This is a genomic window from Mesorhizobium sp. W050, from assembly GCF_054719535.1.
On the sequence record NZ_JBTTIH010000001.1, the window covers coordinates 1,045,145 to 1,064,483 of the forward strand.

The 19,339-nt window shown below is 60.1% G+C and carries 12 protein-coding genes; 7 read left to right on the plus strand and 5 right to left on the minus strand.

The window, feature by feature from the left end:
- Positions 1–5: 5 nt before the first annotated feature.
- Positions 6–986: an NAD(+) synthase gene (gene nadE, locus ACYG9Y_RS05040; RefSeq protein ID WP_280790896.1), complete on the minus strand. Its 981-nt coding sequence runs from the start codon at positions 984–986 to the stop codon at positions 6–8.
- Entirely contained in the window at positions 983–3,733 is a 2,751-nt protein-coding gene (locus tag ACYG9Y_RS05045; RefSeq protein WP_023739608.1) for a non-ribosomal peptide synthetase, read from the minus strand. The genes nadE and ACYG9Y_RS05045 overlap by 4 nt, the downstream gene beginning before the upstream one ends.
- 340 nt (positions 3,734–4,073) lie before the next feature.
- Between ACYG9Y_RS05045 and ACYG9Y_RS05050 the strand changes: the two genes are divergently transcribed.
- Positions 4,074–4,799: an AAA family ATPase gene (locus ACYG9Y_RS05050; protein WP_023739607.1), complete on the plus strand. Its 726-nt coding sequence runs from the start codon at positions 4,074–4,076 to the stop codon at positions 4,797–4,799.
- 80 nt (positions 4,800–4,879) lie between these two features.
- Here the strand turns inward: ACYG9Y_RS05050 and ACYG9Y_RS05055 are convergent, their stop codons facing one another.
- Positions 4,880–5,092, minus strand: coding sequence for a DUF768 domain-containing protein (locus ACYG9Y_RS05055; RefSeq protein WP_023733260.1), 213 nt, complete (start codon positions 5,090–5,092; stop codon positions 4,880–4,882).
- Between the two features lie 88 nt (positions 5,093–5,180).
- Positions 5,181–6,659: a M10 family metallopeptidase C-terminal domain-containing protein gene (locus tag ACYG9Y_RS05060; protein WP_023739606.1), complete on the minus strand. Its 1,479-nt coding sequence runs from the start codon at positions 6,657–6,659 to the stop codon at positions 5,181–5,183.
- Between the two features lie 1,000 nt (positions 6,660–7,659).
- Here ACYG9Y_RS05060 and ACYG9Y_RS05065 point away from each other — a divergent pair.
- The 6 genes from ACYG9Y_RS05065 to ACYG9Y_RS05090 all read left to right on the plus strand — a co-directional run bounded on the left by ACYG9Y_RS05065 (position 7,660) and on the right by ACYG9Y_RS05090 (position 18,003).
- Entirely contained in the window at positions 7,660–8,886 is a 1,227-nt protein-coding gene (locus ACYG9Y_RS05065) for a glycosyltransferase family 4 protein (RefSeq protein WP_023689774.1), read from the plus strand.
- Entirely contained in the window at positions 8,883–10,142 is a 1,260-nt protein-coding gene (locus ACYG9Y_RS05070; RefSeq protein WP_023681031.1) for an O-antigen ligase family protein, read from the plus strand. The genes ACYG9Y_RS05065 and ACYG9Y_RS05070 overlap by 4 nt, the downstream gene beginning before the upstream one ends.
- Before the next feature lies 1 nt (position 10,143).
- Positions 10,144–12,141, plus strand: coding sequence for an asparagine synthase (glutamine-hydrolyzing) (gene asnB, locus ACYG9Y_RS05075; RefSeq protein WP_023739604.1), 1,998 nt, complete (start codon positions 10,144–10,146; stop codon positions 12,139–12,141).
- Between the two features lies 1 nt (position 12,142).
- Positions 12,143–14,344 carry a GumC family protein gene (locus tag ACYG9Y_RS05080; RefSeq protein WP_023739603.1) on the plus strand — a complete coding sequence of 734 codons (2,202 nt, stop codon included), beginning with the start codon at positions 12,143–12,145 and terminating at the stop codon, positions 14,342–14,344.
- A gap of 69 nt (positions 14,345–14,413) precedes the next feature.
- Positions 14,414–16,582: a polysaccharide biosynthesis C-terminal domain-containing protein gene (locus ACYG9Y_RS05085; protein WP_031253257.1), complete on the plus strand. Its 2,169-nt coding sequence runs from the start codon at positions 14,414–14,416 to the stop codon at positions 16,580–16,582.
- A 215-nt stretch (positions 16,583–16,797) separates the two neighbouring features.
- A complete protein-coding gene (locus ACYG9Y_RS05090) occupies positions 16,798–18,003 on the plus strand; it encodes an acyltransferase family protein (RefSeq protein ID WP_023739601.1) in 1,206 nt (401 codons plus the stop codon).
- A gap of 49 nt (positions 18,004–18,052) precedes the next feature.
- Here the strand turns inward: ACYG9Y_RS05090 and ACYG9Y_RS05095 are convergent, their stop codons facing one another.
- Positions 18,053–19,189 (minus strand): NAD-dependent epimerase/dehydratase family protein, encoded by a 1,137-nt coding sequence (locus tag ACYG9Y_RS05095; protein WP_084014363.1) that lies wholly within the window; start codon positions 19,187–19,189, stop codon positions 18,053–18,055.
- Positions 19,190–19,339 lie beyond the last annotated feature (150 nt).

Genomic DNA, 19,339 nt, shown 5'->3' on the forward strand with positions numbered 1-19,339 from the left:
CTCGGTCAATCTCCGCCTTCGGCGGACAGCAAAGGCCGCGCGTGGAGATAGTGGGCCGCCCTTCGTTTCGCTTCGATGTCCTTGAACACTTTCTGAAGCTGGGGCTCGGTGAGGCCAGCAACCGCCGCGAGCTCATTGCTGGCGACCCCGTGGTTCAGGCCGTAGAGGCATAGATCCATCAGGTGATAGGGCAGCGCGAAATAGAATTCTTCCTGGCTTTGGGCCATGGAAAAAGTGTCGGTGGTCGGTGGCCGCCGCCGGATTTCATCATCCACCTCGAGATATTCCGCGAGTTGATAAACCTGGGTTTTGTAAAGGTGAACGATCGGCATCACGTCGGCGGCTCCGTCGCCCTGCTTGACAAAAAAGCCCTGGTCGTACTCGAGGCGATTTGGAGTGCCGACAACCGCGTATTTGAGGCGATCGGCGTGATAGTATTCCGTCATTTTGCGCAGGCGCTGCTTGTAGTTTGTCGCAGCAACGATCTGCAGATAGGCAGCTGGCGGCAGACGCACGGTATCTACTTTACCCTGCGGATCCTGGACCGTGAGGCGGGTTATATTGAGCCCGCTGCTCTCCAGAACCGACGCGATCACCAGCTTGCATTTCCACCCTTCCCCATAGTCGGGAACGACGGTCTGGATCGCATCGATCTGCCGGCGGTAGGCGCCGATGGCCTCCAGTGCCGGTGCTATGTCCTCAAGGACGCTTTCAATGCCAAGCTGTGCCGCGACGCGGCGGCCAAGTCTCAGGGAGTCGCCGGAAGAATCCCGCTCCGGCATGAACAGTCCCAGGACCTTGTCTTTCCCGAACGCGCGCATGCACAAGGTCGCGACGACGGAGCTGTCGATACCGCCGGAAAGACCGACAACCACGCCGCGACGATGCAGGGTGCCGAGAACCTGAGTGCGCAAGGTGTCAACGATGCGATCGACCTCCGCGCGGGCATCGAGCGTCAGCATGTCCTTGCTGAATTCCGGAATTATGTCGATGACAAGTCCTCCCTTTTGCGAGATTCGGCGGGGGAATAGGTCTGCACGATGGCCATCTCGATAAGCGGACGGTTGGTGGCAAGGTTTGGTTCGACGACAAGGTCGATGTGGCTGCCCTTGATCGAAATGACGTCCAGGTGTGCCAAGACGCTGTCCCAGCCCAAGGCCCGCGGCATTCCCACCCTGCGACATCGGAACAAGGTACCGGAGAGGGGCAGAGCCGGTTTCGGTGCCTCAAGCCACTGGAAGAATGACTTCGCCCTTAAAACCTCCTGCAGTTCCAGTTTGGTCCTGAAGATCGTCGGGTTGAACTCTCCATTGGCAAATCTGTCCAGTATCCTGGCCAGACGCGCTTCGCCGCCCACCGCGACGGTGATCTTCGCAAGGGCTCTGCAAGCCATCCGGTGCGCGGATATGCGATTGGTGCGAATACGATAGAACGTACGGGTAACTGTCTCCCAATGGTTGCTCGGCTCGTCCAGAAGGCTCGTGTCGAGGATGCCCAGGAACCGCACCGTTCGCCCGGCCTTCATGAGCCGTGCGGCAACCTCGAATGCAACCGCGCCACCCAGAGAATGGCCGAGAAGTCGCACGGGGCCCGCAGGTTGGATGCGGCTTATCTGCTCGAGTGCGGCGCCAGCCATGGCGCTGAGGGTGTTGTGTCCGTCCAGTATCGCCGCAAGGCTCGGATATCGGATCGGGTTTACACGGGCGACTTTTCCCATGGCGGCTGCGAACGCAGCCAGGCTCGGACCATAGCCAACGGACCCTGGAAACAGGAAAAGAACCGGGGGGTGGTGCTTCTTTTCGCGCCCTTCGCCCGACCGTGCAGAGACGACCGCCTCAACCATCTCGTCCAAGCTCATGCCGACGGTGAATGCCTCGAGGCCTAGCTCTTGCCCGATGGCGTTTTCGATCGCCATCACGCAGTGCAGCAGTTGCAGCGAATCTCCTCCAGCATCATCCCAGTTTCCCGCGGCAGTGCCTGTGTTGAGAACCTGCGTCCACGCGTGCTGCACTATTTGACGCGTGTCCTTTGCTCCTCCGGCTGGCGGAGCATCGAGAGTGGACGACCGGGCGGCTTGCGCCCTCCTTCCGTGCGAACGATCTATCTCGGCCAGTGTTGCCAAATCGACCTTACCTCCCGACAGGCGTGGGATTGCGTCAACGGTGTGCAATCGCAAGGGACGCAATGGTGCCGGCAAGGTCATCCTGAGGAGCTGGCGAAGGTCGTCCGCAAAAGCGCCGCCTGCGAAGCGCTGGGGAACCACGAAGGCGATGAGTTCCTGCGCGGCCGTTACCATCACTACGGCATCCGCCACCGAAGGCGCGCAACGCAAGACCCGTTCGAGTTCGGCGGGCTCGATGCGTCGACCATTGATCTTGATCTGGCGCCCTTTGCGGCCGACGATCCTCAAGATGCCATCATCGTCGAGCCGAACGAGGTCCCCGGTCGAAAAAAGCCGAGCCTCGGGATCGTCGGGGTCCGGCTGCGCGGGAACGACCACACCGTTCTCCCAATGACCAAGCAGGACATAGCGGCTTTTGATCAGAAGCTCTCCACTTTCGCCTGGCCCTACATTGCGCTCCGCTTCGTCGACGATAGCGAATGCCATACCAGGGAGCAGCCTGCCGACGGGAACCGACGCGTCTTGCTCGGGCCAGTCAGGCGGCAAGAACCATTGCGAACCGATGGTTTCAGTCGATGAGTAGCCGATCTGGATCAGGCACTGGTCCGAAACGGCTTTGCGCAGCAAAGCGATGTCCGTCCATGACACTTTCTCCCCACCGATCCGGGCCACTCTGAGCGGCCAGGAAGCGTCGGCGGGCGCCTCAGCCAGGAGGGCTCGAAGCAGTGCCGGCACAAGATAGGCGATCGTCACACCTTCGGACTGCAATCGAGCGCGCGTAGCGCGCAGGCCGACAGCCTCCACCTCGAGAAGATGCAAAGTGGCGCCCGTCAGCAGCGCCGCAAAGATCTCCCGGCAACCGGCGATCGTGGCTGGCCCGGTCAGCGGCAGGAAAACGTCATCCGCGCTGATATGGCACGCATCGACATATTGCCGGACCCGCCATAGCAGGCTTCGTTGGCTGTTGACAATTCCCTTGGGGCGCCCGGTGCTACCTGAAGTGTAAAGCACCAATGCAGGCGCATCGACCGAAACGATAGGGTGCTTATGCTGCTGTTCCGGGTGTTGATCGTTGGGCGCCACGGCGGCGGCAATATCGATCCAGACGATCTCCTGGGCCAATTCGACCGAGCGAACATTTTCGGCGCCTATAATCGCGCCGAGCCGCGCGGCACTGACTATATCGAAAATGCGAGAGGCGGGATCTCTTATGTTGAGCGGAACCGAAGGCCGTCCCGCCGTCATGGTCGCCAACATCGCCACAGGATACCAAGCGGAGTTTGCTTGCAGGATGCCGATGGCCTGCCCTTCGGGGACGACGGCACCGATATGAGTTGCCAGCGTCTCGACCGCCCGGAAAAGCTCAGAAAAAGTCAGGCGGTTGGCGCCGTCGCTGATTGCGAGCTTGTCAGGATACCGCCTGGCGACATCTCCAAGGTGATCGAAGATTGGAATGTCCGCAAATTTGGCACCCATCTGTCGGTAACGGCGCCAGACTGGCCCCCCTTGGTCAAGATCATATTCGGGAACGACTGACCACCTTCGGGTGGGTCGCAGATCCACCTGTAGGTTTTGATTTGCCACTTCCGAATGCAAACACACTGAGGACATTCAGGGCCCCGCCAAGCTGACGGTCGAACATCGCTCGCCGCGGAGATCTTTTCATCAATCATTCGGATGATGCCTCGATCTTGCCTAGCCAGCGCTTCCCGAGCGTCCTTCAGATGTTTTGCCATTTGTGTCCAGCACCGGTCGTTTTTCCTTGCAAGCTCCGTGGAGCGCAAGACGGCTTGCCCAGGCGAACGGATGCGATCGGCATCTCCGCTAGAATCCGGGCTCGGTGCCCAGATTCACTGACTGGAACAATCATTCAAATGAACGTTGGTGTGATCTGAAATCCGGCTAAGCTTGATCGGTAGGGGAATGACTGCTCGTTCGGAGACGAGAGCATATGATCATCGAGTTGTTTGGGCCGCCTGGCGCGGGTAAAACCACGCTGCTTCGCGGCCTCTGCCAAGGGCTGGCGAGACACGGCATCAATGTGAAGACAGTAAATGGGTATCGCCTGATTGAACCTGGATCGGTTCAGGATGACGCTCCGGAAATCCGCCACGGCATAGGGCGAATTGGCAAGAAGATTGCCACATCCGGTCCTATCTTGCTGTCGACCTTGCCGAAGGACAGTGTCGCGGCCCGGCTTCTGGCATCAATCCCTCTTCGAAGCCGCGTGTGGTCATGGCGAATGAAGGTCGACATCGCCCAACTGTGCCAGTCCTGGCGCCAAGCGCGGGAGTCGCCCGGTTGCTTCATCTTCGAAGAGGGCATGATTCAGGCTTTGTGTGCGCTGGGTGTGCTGGCTAGAACTCCAAGCCTGGAGGCGGTCCGCAAGTGCCTGGCGTTCCTGCCGCGGCCGGATCTCGTTGTGCAACTCGACGCGCCGCAGGAAACGCTACGCCGCCGTCTTGTGGATAGGCATGCGCAGCAACCGCTCCTCGAGGTTATGCTGTTCGAACTTGGCGTGGACAAAGGATTAAGGCAGGCCGAAATCTCAAGAGAGGTCGGCGAGTGCCTGCGCCAGGACCGATGGCCGTTGATACAGGTCAATGGTGCTGAACCTCACGACGTGGACGGGGTCGTCGCGCGCGTTCTGGGCGAGCATGTTGGTCATGCTGTCTAGGCTGGCCCATAACCTATGATCCATGACACATTTTATGCATTTCGCGCCAAGCCGGGCAGCATCTGCCGCCAAGCGCGCAATCATGTCGAATCGTGCTGATCGAGCACTTCGAGCATGGTCGTCAACATGCTTCCGACTTCCTCAGAGATTTCCTCGGGGCGGATTCCCGCTCTGATGGCATCCGCCGTTGCTTGGTCCGCAAGTTTCGCCGCAAGAGCCGGATCGGCCTTGGTGTAGAGCGGGATCTTATCCTCTATCCATTTCTGCAGGAATTCGATGCCGCGCGCGCTCATACCAACTACAAGCTCGGCGGGGCTTGTTGGTTCCGTCAGCCATATTCAAGAACGTCAGACCATCTTACTCAGGCTGACGTTCCCGCGGTCACGTCACGATGAACGAGGACGCCGTCAGAGCCAAGTGTGGCGATAGAGTGGCAAATTGGATCTGATGTGCGCCGCCCGAGCCGTCGCTGTCAAAGGAAAGCGCGCCGGTCGTGCTGTTATAGACGATGTGATCGCCGCTGTCGTGCGCGGCCCTGCCGGCGTAGAACGCCGAAGAGGGGAGGGCGCCGGTATGCAGGCCGGCAAACACAGTGTGGTCGAGTTGGATCTTGTCGTGGCCCACTTTGAAATCGGTGACCTTGTCGATATTGCCGCCCTTGAGAGCCGAATCGAAGACAAAGACGTCGTTGCCGCCATGTCCCGTCAGAACGTCTCTCCCGCCACCGCCGTTGATAGTGTTGCTCCCGGAATTGCCATCAATGGTTTGGGCGAATTCGTTTCCCGTGAGCTTGATGGCGGCAGTTCCCAATTTGCTGGTGGTCGCAAGATGCTCGACCTGCGAACCGGCCGACAGCGCGTAGCTGACCGATGCCAGCACGCTATCGTTGCCGCTGTGCCGCAGTTCCACCACCTTGTCGCCGGCGTTGTTGACATAGTAGGTGTCGTTGTAGCCGCGGCCCATCATCGTGTCCGCGCCAGCGGTGCCGCGAAGCACATCCGCGCTACCCGTGCCGTAGAAAATGTGATCGCCGGTGCTGGTCGGAGGGACACTTGTGGGCGGAGGCACTGTGCTGGTAGGCGGCGGCGTCGGTTCGCTGGCCGAAGGACCGCTTGCGGTGCTCTGGTTGTGTTGAAGGAACAGAGCCTGCAGCGTCGGCGAGCTCTCAAGCGCCGTGTCGCCCTGTTGAGAACCCCAAGCATAGGCATAGTCGAAGGCGGGCGAAGGCGCTACCTTGGCCCAGTGGTCCAACATAGTCTTTTCCTGAGCAACGCTGGGCAGGACATAGCGACCGCCCGTGTCGGTCGTCCAGTCGCCGCCGCCGAAGGTCTGATACACGGGAACGACCTGACTGAGCGGGATGCCCGAGGCGACGGCCGCCGCCACAGTCCTGTCGATCATGTTGTAGTCAATCGTGCTTGTTCCGGTCCGTACCGGGTAGGGATCCAAGCCGTAATAGTCGATATGCGTGTTGGCAGGATTGAATGTGTTTGAAAAGTCGGGGTTAGCGGAAGACCCCATGTTCATCATGGTTATGAAGGTCTTGGCGCCGGGCAGGTGGCTGTGGATCCAGTCCGACTCCGCCTTCAGATCAGCGGCGGTGGCATAAGTTCCCCATTTGCCGGTCGGGTCCGGCTCATCGACGAGGAAGAAGCCAAACACTTTCGGATTGCCGATGAAGGGCGTGACCTTCTGGATAAAGGAGGAGGTTGCACCATCGGCTTCATTGAGCCACACTAGGCCTTTCTGGCCGGCCGGCAAGGCGTTGAGCTGGTCCAAGGAAGATACATCAACAAGATTGAATCCGGCTTTCGCGACCTCGGAGGCCGACCCGCCCGAGGCGTAATGGAGTGTTGTCATTGACATACCCTTCGTCCGATTCGGTAGGCGCCCCACACCTGCCTAGGGAAAGGATCCATTAGCGACAAATCAAATACCGGCGCCCCTTGATAGAATCTTTGATCAGCGTCCGAAAAACACAACAGCCTCGATGCTACGCTTGCCTCAGAGGTATGTAGATGATCCAAGTATGGGTGCTCAAGCCTGCAACGAAAGCATTGCAGCGAAGTCTGCCGGAGCGCCTTGTGCGTTTGCAGTGGCGGCAATCGGCCAATGAACGTTCGGTTGAGCCACCGCCAAATGCGCGCTTCCGCAGGATTTCTTCGAGCTCAGACCGCAAAGGAATAGCGTCCTGGCGAAGCCCTCCCATTGCAGCCGCTCAATGCTCCTCGTGAAAAGCCTCGGCGCCAAAATGAGCAAGGCAGTACTCCAAAAGGTCATGCGAGACGCGCGCCGCTGGCAATTGCGGAGAGGCACTGAACTGGATCCCACCGGGTTCAACGGAAAGGCGGGCGTGCCGGTCCGAATGACGGCGAGCATGGCAACGCGGTCGCCCATCCGTGGGAAGAGGCGGCTGGTGGTCCGACCATATCCAGAGACCGGGTGAAAGCCTGTTCCAGACGAAGCGGTCGGGAGAACTGGCGGTGCGAGTCATCACACCATCTGGGGTGCGATGTTGATCCGGCGTGAGAAGGCGGGCGGAAGTTGCTTTGAACGCGGCGCGCGGACCTTTCGAACACAGCCCTTTTTTATATCCGGCCCGCCGTGTCGTACGCGAAGGTGCCGTCCTTGCACCGTCAGACCGGATGAATCCAACTCACTGACCGAGGTGACAGCGATTGTGGCTGCATTGCCGCATCGTTGATCAGCTTGCTTCATGCAAACAGACGAGGACAGCACGAAAGCCTGCTCCTAGCGTGGGACTGGCTGTTGTGTGTTCAGGGGCGATGAAACCGGCCATGGAAACCGCGGATAGGGTCAGCTGTTTTATGCGATTGGTATCGCATCCAGGAGCGACAGGATGAGTCCGCATCTGGTTTGCGTTGGAGGCGAGGATCATAGACTAAGAATCCCGTTTCTTTTGGCGCTTCGCGAAAGGGGTTTTCAAGTCACTGCCGTTTCGAGTGATCTCGGAGCCGCCTTCTCACCCCATGGCATTGCCCATCGCCGATTTGGGTTCGACCGCTTTGGCAGCGGCGGTGCAGAATGGGGTGCTGTCAGCGCGATCCGTGAACTGATGTCCGAACTGCGTCCGGACATCATTCAAAGTTTCGACACCAAGCCCAATATCCTAACTCCACTGGCGGTGCGCGGGCACGTTCCCGTCGTTCGCACCATCAACGGGCTTGGTTGGACATTCTCGTCGCGGGAGCCGCGTGCCCTGGCATTGCGTCCTTTCTTTTGCGGCCTTCAGGGGGTGGCGTCTCGTTGGACAGCCATGACCGTCTTCCAGAATAGTGATGATCAGGCCTTCTTCGAGCGCTACCGGCTGGTGACTCGCGGCAAAGGGCGACTGATCCGGAGTTCTGGCATCGACCCCGATGCATTCTCGATGGCAAGGTATCGTGGTCCTTCGGCTGCCACGATGCGCGAGGAACTTGGCCTTCAATCGGCCCAGGTCATAATATTTGTCGGCCGGCTCACGCGGCAGAAGGGGATTCCAACCCTCATCGAGGCGGTTCCTCGCGTTATCCGCGAGAGGCCCAACGCGCGTTTCGTACTTGTCGGCCCGCAAGACTCCGAAGGTCCGTTTGCCGTCAGCAGAGCCGATATCGAGCGCCATGTTCCCCACGTTGTCGCATTGGGGCCAAGGCGCGACATTCCAGCCCTCCTTGGGATGGCGGATCTGTTTGCGTTTCCGACGCAATATCGCGAGGGAATTCCGCGTGTCCTGCTGGAGGCGGGATTGTCCGGATTACCGATCGTCGCCTCCAACATGCCGGGCTGCAACGATGTGGTTGAGGATGGCTGGAACGGCTATCTCGTGGCGCCGCGCGATGCGGATGGCTTGGCCTCCCGGATAGTCGATATTCTTTCCGACCCCGCCCGTGGCAAGACCATGGGGAGCCGTTCCGTCGGATTCGTGCGGGAGCGGTTCTCGTTGTCGTGGGTCATCGACCAGTATTGCGACCTGTACAAGACAATCCTGGGTGGCAGATATCGCAGCAGGCTTGTTCAAGCTGCGCAGGCGAATCCGAGGGAAGAGGCGGTGCCGAGCCCCCATCGACTGGGCGAGGCGCGGCAATGATGCGTGATGCGCTTCTGGCCTTCGGCGTCGCGATGTCCTACGCGGCGCAACTCAGCATCCCAGGGCTGCCCTTCGGCTACAGCGAACTATGCCTCACGCTCTGGATAATGCTGTCGATGACGCGAATCCTTGCTGGCGGCCAACTGGAGGTTACGCCGGCCCTGGCCAAGCTTGGGCTTTTCTGGCTGATCCTGGCGCTTGCCATGGGCGTGGGTTACATCATCGGTTTTCTGACAACCACGTTGTTCCTGGATCCGTTGTTGCACGACACGCTGGCCTATGTGCTGTTGGCGTGCGTCACCTGTCTGGCCGCTGCGGAGCCCAACGCGTCTTTCCGTTTGCGTCGTATCGCCTGGTGGATGGTTGCTATCGCGAATGCGGGCTTCATCATCCAGGTAGGGCTTGGCTTCGGCTGGCTCCATCAGGCTGGGGTCGAGCCCTGGTACTGGGACCGCTTCTGCGGATGGTCCGACAATCCGAACCAGCTTGCGCTCTACTGCGCCCTACTCGGTCCACTGGCCTTGCATCTTGCCACAACCACCAGCAATAAATGGGGAAGATGCCTTGCCCTATGCAGCCTCATATTCACCGTTTACGTCGGAAGGCTGACAAAAAGCGATACCTACCTTTATACCACGGTCCTGGCTTGTCTGATCCTTCTCGGGCTGCGGGTCCGGGCCTGGCTGACGAGCGACGGCAATAAGGCGAGCCTTTCAAGGCAGCTTGCCGTCCTGATGGCCGTTGGCTTCCTGCCGCTGGCCCTGTCTATAGCGCCCTATGCCCTCAGCGAGGCCTCCAGCGCCGAAGACTTCGCCAAGAGCCTGACCAAAGACAAGGGCGGGGAAGCGACTGCCCAAACCGCGGCGCTTCGCCTCTACCTCTGGAATGCAGCCTTGGAGAAGGGGGCACGATCGGGATCGCTTGGACTGGGTCCGGGCCCGCACCTAGATAGTCCGCCCGTGGTCAATCAACAGTTTTTGCCGCGGCCCTTCGAGGCGCACAGCACCATCCTGGATCTCTACACTCAGGGCGGCCTGATTTCGGTTCTAGCCCTGATGTGGATCTTCGGCTCGGCTGCGTTGTCCGCCTGGCGGGCGAAGCTGGACGCTCTGGTGGCGCTCGTGGCATCGATCGCCGTTTTCAGTGCTCCGCATTTGGTCATCCGCCATCCGATCGTGTGGTTCTGTCTGACCCTCTGCCTTGCCGCTGGGACGCCGGAAGCGATCCCCGCGATTGTTCGCCAGAGGAGATGCTAGAATGTGTGGGATCGCCGGAATTTTGTTGGCGCCCGATGCAGCCAACGCAAGTGCGCTCAGGGCCATCGGACCGATGGCGACGGCGCTTCGTCATCGCGGACCTGACGGTGAGGCCTTCTGGGTGAGCCGTGAAGGGGGGGTAGCCTTCGGCCACCGGCGACTGGCCATCGTCGACCTGTCCGAAGCGGGTCGCCAGCCAATGCTCTCCGCGAGCGGTCGGTATGTCATCACCTTCAATGGCGAGATATACAATTTTCGCAATCTGCGCCGTGAACTGGAAGGGGCGGGCCATCATTTCCGCGGCGCCAGTGACACGGAGGTCATGCTGTGCGCGATCGAAAGCTGGGGCCTTGATGCAGCACTCGCGCGCTTCGCTGGCATGTTTGCTTTTGGGCTGTGGGACCTGAAGAACCGAACGCTTCAGCTTGCCCGCGACCGAATGGGCAAGAAGCCACTCTATGTCGCCTTGACACGTGACGCGCTTGTCTTCGCCTCGGAGCTGAAGGCGATCACTTGCTTCCCAGGCTTCACCCCGGAACTCGATGTCGATGCGGCGACGACGATGGTTTCCAACGGCTGGGTGCCGGATGACCGTTGCATTTGGCAGGGCGTGTTCAAGTTGCCGCCTGGTTCAGTCCTGTCGGTCACTGCGGCGCAATTCGCCAACGCCCGAGGCACCGGTTCGCTTGCGCATCGCATTCACCCTTGGTGGTCGCTGGCCGATGTCGCCGGCAAGGGACAGCGCGATCCGATAGCCGCCAGCGACGAGGACCTCGCGACCGAGCTCGACAGCCTGCTCCGACTGGCCGTCAAGGAACGAATGGTTGCAGATGTGCCGCTGGGCGCCTTTCTGTCGGGCGGGATCGACAGCTCGACTGTCGTCGCCCTGATGCAGGCACAGTCCCGAAACCCCGTTCGGACGTTCACCATAGCGTTCGGGGAAGGTGGGTTTGATGAAGCTCCCCATGCGGCCGCGGTTGCTCGGCATCTGGGCACCGATCATACGGAACTTCATCTCTCGCCGGCCGCCGCGCTTGAGGTCGTTCCGGAGCTGCCCCGGATTTGGGACGAGCCGTTTGCCGATGAATCGCAGATACCTACGCTGCTGGTGTCGCGCCTCGCGCGGCAACACGTAACCGTGGCGCTTTCAGGCGATGGTGGCGACGAGTGCTTCGCAGGCTATTCTCGACACTTCCTGGCAACCCGCCTCACAAAGCAGCATGAGCTGCCATTGTCATTTCGCCGGCTGTTGGCATCGGGGGCTGGGTTGCTGGCCCAGGCCTCTCAGAAAGATATCTTCGGCAATCTGCCGCTTTCGGCGAATATGCGGCATGGCTTGCGCGGTGACCGCCTGGCTCGCCTTGCCCGCCTGCTCGCGGCGCGAGATGAGGACGAACTCCTTCTGCAACTGACAAAATCTTCAGCCAACGACCTTGTTCATCGCAAGCCGTCGACAGCAGCTACCGACACGACAAAGCTCGACGGCCTGCTCTCGCGTCTCCTATTCGCCGACATGACAGGCTATCTACCGGGCGACATTTTGGTGAAGCTCGATCGAGCCACCATGGCCAACAGCCTCGAGGGGCGATGCCCGATCCTGGACCATCGCGTCGTTGAATTCGCCTGGCGCTTGCCAGCCCGTGCCAAAGTCCGAAACGGGAAGGGCAAATGGTTGCTTCGCCGACTGCTTGATCGTTATGTACCACGCCGACTGGTCGACCGGCCCAAGCAAGGTTTCGACGTTCCGGTCGGGACTTGGTTGAAAGGGCCCTTGCGCGGCTGGGCAACCGATATCATTGCCACGATCGGCCGCTCCGGGGACGGGGTCATCGACCGTGAGAAGGTCGACGCATGCTGGCGCAATCATCTGCATGGAAGCCAAGATAATTTCCGCGAGCTGTGGCCGGTGCTCATGTTTCAGGCGTGGCGCAACGAAGCCATGCGGCCATCGACGGTCGCCACGCACCCTTCTTACCATATCGAACTGACAGGGGATTGAGATGGAAGGTTCCATAGCCAACCGCGCCCGGCGTCCGCGCGCCAAGCAGATGGAAGCTGGGACACTTGAAACCAATCTGCGCTTGATGCGGCCGCCACGCGAGCCAACGCAATCGTCACCCTTCCACCAGCTCGTCATCATCCTGACGACGCGAAAATGGTTCTTGCTTGCCATGGCCCTTCTGGGCGGCATCCTGGCCGGACTGGCAGGCTTCACCCGCCCGGTGCTGTTCGAGGCAACGACCCAGGTCATCATCGATGCCCCGAGCAGCAGTGCTTCGGGCGGCGTGGCATCCGCCCAGGACTCGCTGGAATCGAACATCGATGATCATCTGACGATGCTCTCCTCGCAAGGCCACCTGCGTCGGGTCCTGGCAGCACTGCGCAAAGCCCAACCAGTCGACGGTAACGGAAAGACCGTCGTCAATGCCGTCCCGCCCGCGGCTGGCTCGTTCCTCATCGATCTCCTGAACAGGGCCTGGAGACAGGATAACACGGTGGCGGAAAATCCGGACGCAGCGGACGCGCCCGAGCTGAAGGCGCTACGCAACGGAATGAGGGTCGGACAAGAGCTGCGATCGCGCGTCATCACCATCGGCTTCACCGATCCAAGTCCGGCGCGTGCGGCACTTGTCGCGAACACGTTTGCCCAGGTCTACATTCAAGATCTGGTACAAAAAAGCCGGGCATCGGATCAGGTTAATCTGGATTCGATAGTCGCCAGCCTTCCGCAAGTACAAAGGGATCTTGTCGAAGCGACAGATCGGCTGGAGACATACCGGCTCACGCATGGCGCCGTCGATCAGACTGCGGCCAACAACGCAGCCAGTGAGACAGCGGAACTCGGCCGGCAGATATTCCTATCGAAAGCCAGTCTTTCCGCGTCGGAAGCGCGCCTTCGCCGTATTGAGGACCTGCGCAAGGCGGGCGCCCCGGTCACGGCCATCGCTGAAGAAATCGGGTCGCCCGTGTTGACGGACCTGGTGACACGCCAGTCGGGTGCCGCCGCCGACGGCGATCTGCGCTACGCGATCGCCCGCGAAATGGAGCAAAGCGTTGCCCGAATCGCTGCCGAGGCAAATGTCTACCGGTCTCAGGCTACGGCTCTTGAAAGTCGCAAGGCGATGCTCGACGCGGCCGTGGCCGACACGGCGAGCCAACTTTCGGGGCTGCGTTCCCTTGAGCCTAGGGTAGCCATCGTGACGCAGCATTACAACGAACTCCTGAGCCGGCAGCAGGATCTGATACGTCGCATCGCCGCTCCTTCGCCAGGCGTAGCGGTCCTTTCGACCGCCTGGCCGCCGTCGACCCCCGTGACATTGTCGCCGATTTTCCTGATTCCCCCCGGCATGGTCGTCTTTGGTCTCATGGGGGCGGTCATTGTCCTGGTCCGCAACGGTTTCAACCAAACCTTGCGCAGTGAAGCCGAAGCCGAGGCCGAGCTTGGGGTCCCGTGCGTAGGACTGCTTCCCAGGGTTGCGGGACTTAATGCCAGAAAGCTGCGGCATCTGGTTCTGAGCCAGCAGAACTTGCCGTTCAGCCGCGCCGTGACTTCGCTGCTCGTCACTGCGGCGCCAACTCAGGGGAAGGGGCAGCCGCCGCATATCATTCTCGTGACGTCCAGCATCCAGGACGATGCCAAGACCGAGTTGGCATGGAGCCTGGCGCTGGCGGCAACGCGGCTGGGAGGAAGAGTGCTTTTCCTCGATCTCGATCGCAAGGATGTACGGCTCACGAACGGGTTTCGTGGTGAATTCAGCACCGACAAGGCCCGGAACTCCTTCGGCGACTATGTGAATGAACGTTGCGTGCTGAAGGATGCAATCACGAGGATGCCGGAAATCGGTATCGACCTCATGGCCGCTCCAGCACCTTCCGATGATCTCCTGACGCTTCTGTCCACCGTCGACAAATGCCAGTTCACCGAGGAGCTGCGTTCGGCCTACGACGTGGTCATCATGAACGGTCCCCTGGGCCTCGGGGGGCCTGAAACCAGGCTGCTTAAGCGCTGGGCCGATTCGGTGCTTTTTGCCGTTCGCTGGGCAAGGACGAGGCGCAGCATTGCCCGTGGTGCTCTGGATGCAATAGGGGCCGGCGGATCCGCCACCGTTCCAGTAGGGAGTGTGCTCACCCGGGTGAACCTGAAGAGGCTAGCCGGCTCCAGGCTCGGAGACAACGCCGATCTTCTGTTGGAGAGGGTTTGAAGATGCGTGTGCGATCTTCAACAGAAGGTCCAGGGAGCGATCGCGCCCCTAAATCGAGCCAGCTACACGATGATCATTGAATTTTTCGGACCTCCAGGATCCGGCAAAACAACCTTCGCACATGCACTTGCGCAGCAGCTGCGCGGGAAAGGCTATCACGCCAAGGTCGCTCTCAGCTACAAGCCAAGCACCAGGGCCGCCAAATATGATCTCGGAATCTTTCTGTTCATATCACGGATCGTATCGGCGATGTTTTCAACAGCCAGAATACTGCTTTTTTCGGCAGGGCGAGCCGATGATATTTCCAATTCCTTTGCAATAGTGAGGATGATACCGCCAAAAAACCGAATATGGCGCGCGCGAATCTGGCGATACATCCTGCACCTTTCGCGTTGCTGGAAGTCTGCGGAGCAATCGCCCGAAATTATAATTTTCGATCAAGGATATGTTCAAGCGATTGGTTCGCTTGCGATGTTTAATGGGAGCACCAACCCCAGAGCGCTGGAAAAGGCGCTCAGCCTCGCACCGGCGGCCGATCTCACCGTCAGGCTCTTGGTGCCAGCTGCGGTCGTGGAAAGTCGCCTTCGTCGGCGGATGGAGCTTGAGCCGCCGGCGGAACGGATTTTCGAGGCCGACTTGAACGTTAACATGCGCTCATTCGCCGTTTTTGAAGCGATGCATGACCTCCTGACAACATCTGGCCGGGAAATCATCTCCGTCGAAAACACCGATGGTCCATCGACCTTTAAAAGTATTTGTCGGATTGAGAGACAAATACTTTCTGCATTGTCGCGCTTCGATAGGGCGGTCGGCGAAAAGCAAATTGAGTTGCCGGCTCATCGCGCAGATGTAACTGGTTCAGCAACCGCACCGCCGCGCAACAAGGACATGGGCTCGCGGCTCGCTTGGGCAAGCATATTCGCCTTGCTGATCTATATTGGTGGCGCTGGTTTGACCAGTCTTGCCCAGTTGGCAATTGCACGCCTTATCGGACCTCACAACTACGGCATCTATTCCTACGTTCAGGCTTGGACGTCAGTGCTCGCCTATCTGGCAACGCTTGGTTTTAATGTATCATTGTTGCGTTTCCTCCCGGCCTATAGGGCCAGTGGCAGGCTTGATCTGGCCCGCGGGGTGATAAGATTTGCGCTGCAGAGATCGCTGATAGCGGCAACCTTGTTCGGGATGATCGGCGCTGCGTCCGTCCTGTTCCTTTCAGATCCAACGGAAAGAGGGCTTGAGACAAGCATCGTGCTCGGCATGATGGCTGTGCCCTTGGTTACGGCCTATGCTCTCGGAGCCACGCTTGTGCGTGCTTTCGGCGGCGTTGTCTCGGCGTTGTTGCCGGAGCGCATCATGCGAGACGGGCTCCTGCTCGTGTTGGTAGCGCTCCTGGCATTGTCGGGATTTCGAACAGTGGATGCGCCCTCGGTGACGCTGGCGGTGCTTGTGAGTTCCGCTTTCACAGCGGCGCTGGTGTTCATCATCGCTAGGAGGTTTGAACCACCCGGCCTGGGACACGCCAAGCCAAGTTATGCCTCGAGGGAATGGTGGCTTGCCGTCCCCCCGCTCATGCTCATCACTGGGCTCGATGTTTTCGTCAGTCGGGCAGGAGTCCTGGTTTTGGGCTGGACAAGCCATATTGCTGAAGCGGGTATTTTCGCGCTGGCCTTGAATGTCGCGATGCTCGTGGGCCTGTCCCGTATCGCCGTGGCAACCATGTTTTCGCCAACAGCAGCCGATCTCTACGTCAGAGGCGATCGCAGAGGCCTACAACAGCTGTTCGCGCGCGCAACCCTGCTTTCTGCTGGCGGTGCCATCCTGGTGGCCGTCCCAATGATGGTGATAGTCGAGCCGTTCTTGAGCTATTTCGGTGAGGGTTATAGCGCGGGAGCGCCGATCGCACGGGTTCTGATTTTGGGATATGTCTTTGTCGCGCTGTGCGGGCCCCAACAGAATCTCCTGACCATGACTGGAAATGAATGGGCTGCGGCAACGACGATGGTAGCGGGTGCTGTGGCCAATATAATTGCCTGTGCAGCCGGAGTTGCGGTGTACGGCCTGCTTGGCGCTGCGGTGGGTGTGGCACTTGCACTGAGCATCTGGAGCATTGCCATGGCCGTCTATATCCGCAAGCGACTGAAAATCATGCCAGGCTTGGTTTTTGCCTTGCTGTCGATCAGGCCGAGCGCGGTCGATGCCCGTCAATGGCATTGGTTCTTGAGGGCGAGCAAATGAGAGCACTGTTTTGGCTACGGTGATTGCCGTCGTTCGGGCAGGAAGTCAAGAAGCCCGGATCGCACAAAGGCCATAGGGCTGCACAGACGCTTCGGCGTATCTCTGTTCCGGACACCCGCGCGGGCAGCCGATACTTCGCGGGCTGTGTCCGTCATTTGAAGGATGCATCAGTTTCGGAGGCGCCCCAGGGTGTGCTCACAATCTGCGGAGCATCCATGGAACAAGCCCGAATGGCGAGCGCCTCGGCGCCTGCAGTGCGCCGTCGCTCGGAGAGATCGACGCCTGTCGAGCGCAGCCAACGCGAAACCCTCACCCAAGTTCAGGTCCTGCGCGCCCTCGCGGCTAGTTCGGTCGCGCTGCGACACGCCCAGCATGATGCGGCCACCCTGGAATTACAGGCCGGCCGCACCTTTCAGAGCTGGAATCCGATACCATGGAGCGCTGGAGTCGATATTTTCTTCGTGATTTCCGGCCTTATCATGGTGCATACGTCGCGACAGCTGTTCGCAAAGCCCGGGGGCGCGCGTCTCTTCATTTCCCGCCGGATCGCGCGAATTGTCCCGCTATATTGGGCGCTCACCTCGCTCTACATTGCGGTAGCGGTGGCCGCCCCAAATCTTCTCAACCAGAGCTACGTCGATTTCAGGTTTGTAGTCGAATCCTACTTATTCGTTCCGGCCAGTCGCCCTGACGGCGTCGTTCAGCCGGTCTACGAGTTGGGTTGGACGCTCAATTATGAGATGCTGTTTTACGTGCTGTTCACGGCGACGATCGTGCTGCCCATGCGGTGGGCAGTTACGGTCCTGCTCACGATCCTGGTTGGGATGGTGCTCTTGGGCGCTCTTGCGGCTCCTTTGCCAGAGCCGTGGGGTTTCTGGACCAATCCGATCATCCTCGAATTCGCTTTCGGCGCGATGATCGGGGTCATGTGCGCCTCGGGCCTGCGGCCTTCCGGCCCAATCAGGGCCTGTGTCGCCGCAACGGGACTGGGTGCCCTGATGCTTGCGGCGGCGTTTCCCGATATCTCGGCCGGCCTTGGTCGCCCTGTCGTGTATGGCATTCCGGCGTCTCTAATTGTTTGGAGTGCTGCCCTGGCAGAGCCGGGTAAACTGAGGCATGACAGCCTGGCGGCGAGGTGGGCCGCTGGCGTTGGCGATGCGTCATACGCTCTTTACCTCATGCATCCATTCGTGATCCGCGCCATGCGCATAATTTTCTGGCGTACAGGCTTGATCTTTGTGCTCGGCCCGTGGGCTTTCATCGGTTCGGCCTTGGCGATAACCCTGGGCGTGGCATTTATCACCCACCGTCTGTTCGAGAAGCCGCTCACCCGCTATGCGCGGCGCCTTTTGGGGGTCGGGCACAGCACAGGGCGGCAGCTTGGGCCCCTTCCAGTGCCGGCCTATCCCAAGACAGATTGATGGCGAGCCGCGACCCTGCCACACCAAGGAAATGCCGCTGTTGTGCTCACTATGCCGTTACCGTAAGGCCGGCTGGTCGCACCTGTCCGACGGGGCATGCATGGAATTCCCGATACCATTCCACGAAACGTTGCACGCCGTCCTCCAGTGTTGTCGCCGGTGCGAAGCCAACGGCGCGGCGGAGGTCCCTGACATCGGCGCGGGTTTCCAGGACGTCACCTGGTGGTAAAGGTACGTTGACGCGAAGGGCGCGGCGACCAAGCGCCGTCTCGATGAGCGCGATCAGATGGTTGATTTCTTCCGGCCGATCATTGCCGATATTGTACAGCCGATACGGCGCCGAGCTGGTGGCAGGATCGGCAGCGCGACCGTCCCAACCGGGATCCTGACACGGTGGTTTGGCGAGCACGCGAACAACCCCCTCTACGATGTCGTCGATATAGGTGAAATCCCGCCATACGCGCCCGGCATTGGCGATTTCGATCGTTCGGCCCTCGGCGATGGCATGGGTGAAAGTATAGACAGCCATGTCGGGCCTGCCCCAGGGACCATAGACGGTGAAGAAGCGCAGTCCGGTTGCGGGCAAGCCGAACAGATGGCTGTAGGAATGCGCCATGCACTCGTTGGCGGCCTTGGTGGCGGCGTAGAAGCTCACCGGATGATTGGCACCATGATGCTCGGAAAAGGGTATGCGTCGATTGGCACCATATACGGAGCTCGACGAGGCATAAACGAGATGGCTGACGCCGGCGTGTCGGCAGCCCTCCAGAACGTTGAGAAACGCGACTATGTTTGACTCCACATAGGCATGCGGGTCCACGAGCGAATGACGTACCCCGGCCTGGGCGGCCAGATGCACGAAGTGCGATGGCTGGAATTCGCAGAACAGCGCTTTCACCAGCGACCGGTCCGCCAGGTCGAAGCGCATCGGCGTGAACCTCGGCTCGGCGCAGAGCCGTGTAAATCGCGCCTCCTTCAGCTTCAGGTCGTAGTAAGGCGTGAAGTTGTCGACGCCGATGACCTCGGCGCCGAGCCGCAAAAGGCGTAACGCAACATGAAATCCGATGAACCCAGCGGCGCCCGTGACGATGATCGGCCCCGTGTGCGTAAGGGTCGACGCAGCACCATCCTGCAGCCCGTGAACGATATCCGCCAGCTTGTTGACCTTCGAATCTGCTTCGGCCATGGCAAGTCACTCCCGTTTCCAGGTTCCGCGTTCCGCGCTATCTCGGCAGCGCTTGAACGATCGGAAATGGCGCCGCCGGCCTTGTGATCTACGCGACAGCGCGCTCAATGCGGGCCGCCGCTGTCTGAATCAAAGCGGATGCAGACAGCA

Coding starts and splice junctions, on each gene's coding strand:
- ACYG9Y_RS05050 (WP_023739607.1), top strand. CDS start 4,074: ATGATCATCGAGTTGTTTGGGCCGCCTGGCGCGGGTAAAACCACGCTG.
- ACYG9Y_RS05065 (WP_023689774.1), top strand. CDS start 7,660: ATGAGTCCGCATCTGGTTTGCGTTGGAGGCGAGGATCATAGACTAAGA.
- ACYG9Y_RS05095 (WP_084014363.1), bottom strand. CDS start 19,189: ATGGCCGAAGCAGATTCGAAGGTCAACAAGCTGGCGGATATCGTTCAC.
- ACYG9Y_RS05085 (WP_031253257.1), top strand. CDS start 14,414: ATGATCATTGAATTTTTCGGACCTCCAGGATCCGGCAAAACAACCTTC.
- ACYG9Y_RS05090 (WP_023739601.1), top strand. CDS start 16,798: ATGGAACAAGCCCGAATGGCGAGCGCCTCGGCGCCTGCAGTGCGCCGT.
- ACYG9Y_RS05045 (WP_023739608.1), bottom strand. CDS start 3,733: ATGTCCTCAGTGTGTTTGCATTCGGAAGTGGCAAATCAAAACCTACAG.
- ACYG9Y_RS05055 (WP_023733260.1), bottom strand. CDS start 5,092: ATGAGCGCGCGCGGCATCGAATTCCTGCAGAAATGGATAGAGGATAAG.
- asnB (WP_023739604.1), top strand. CDS start 10,144: ATGTGTGGGATCGCCGGAATTTTGTTGGCGCCCGATGCAGCCAACGCA.
- ACYG9Y_RS05060 (WP_023739606.1), bottom strand. CDS start 6,659: ATGACAACACTCCATTACGCCTCGGGCGGGTCGGCCTCCGAGGTCGCG.
- ACYG9Y_RS05070 (WP_023681031.1), top strand. CDS start 8,883: ATGATGCGTGATGCGCTTCTGGCCTTCGGCGTCGCGATGTCCTACGCG.
- ACYG9Y_RS05080 (WP_023739603.1), top strand. CDS start 12,143: ATGGAAGGTTCCATAGCCAACCGCGCCCGGCGTCCGCGCGCCAAGCAG.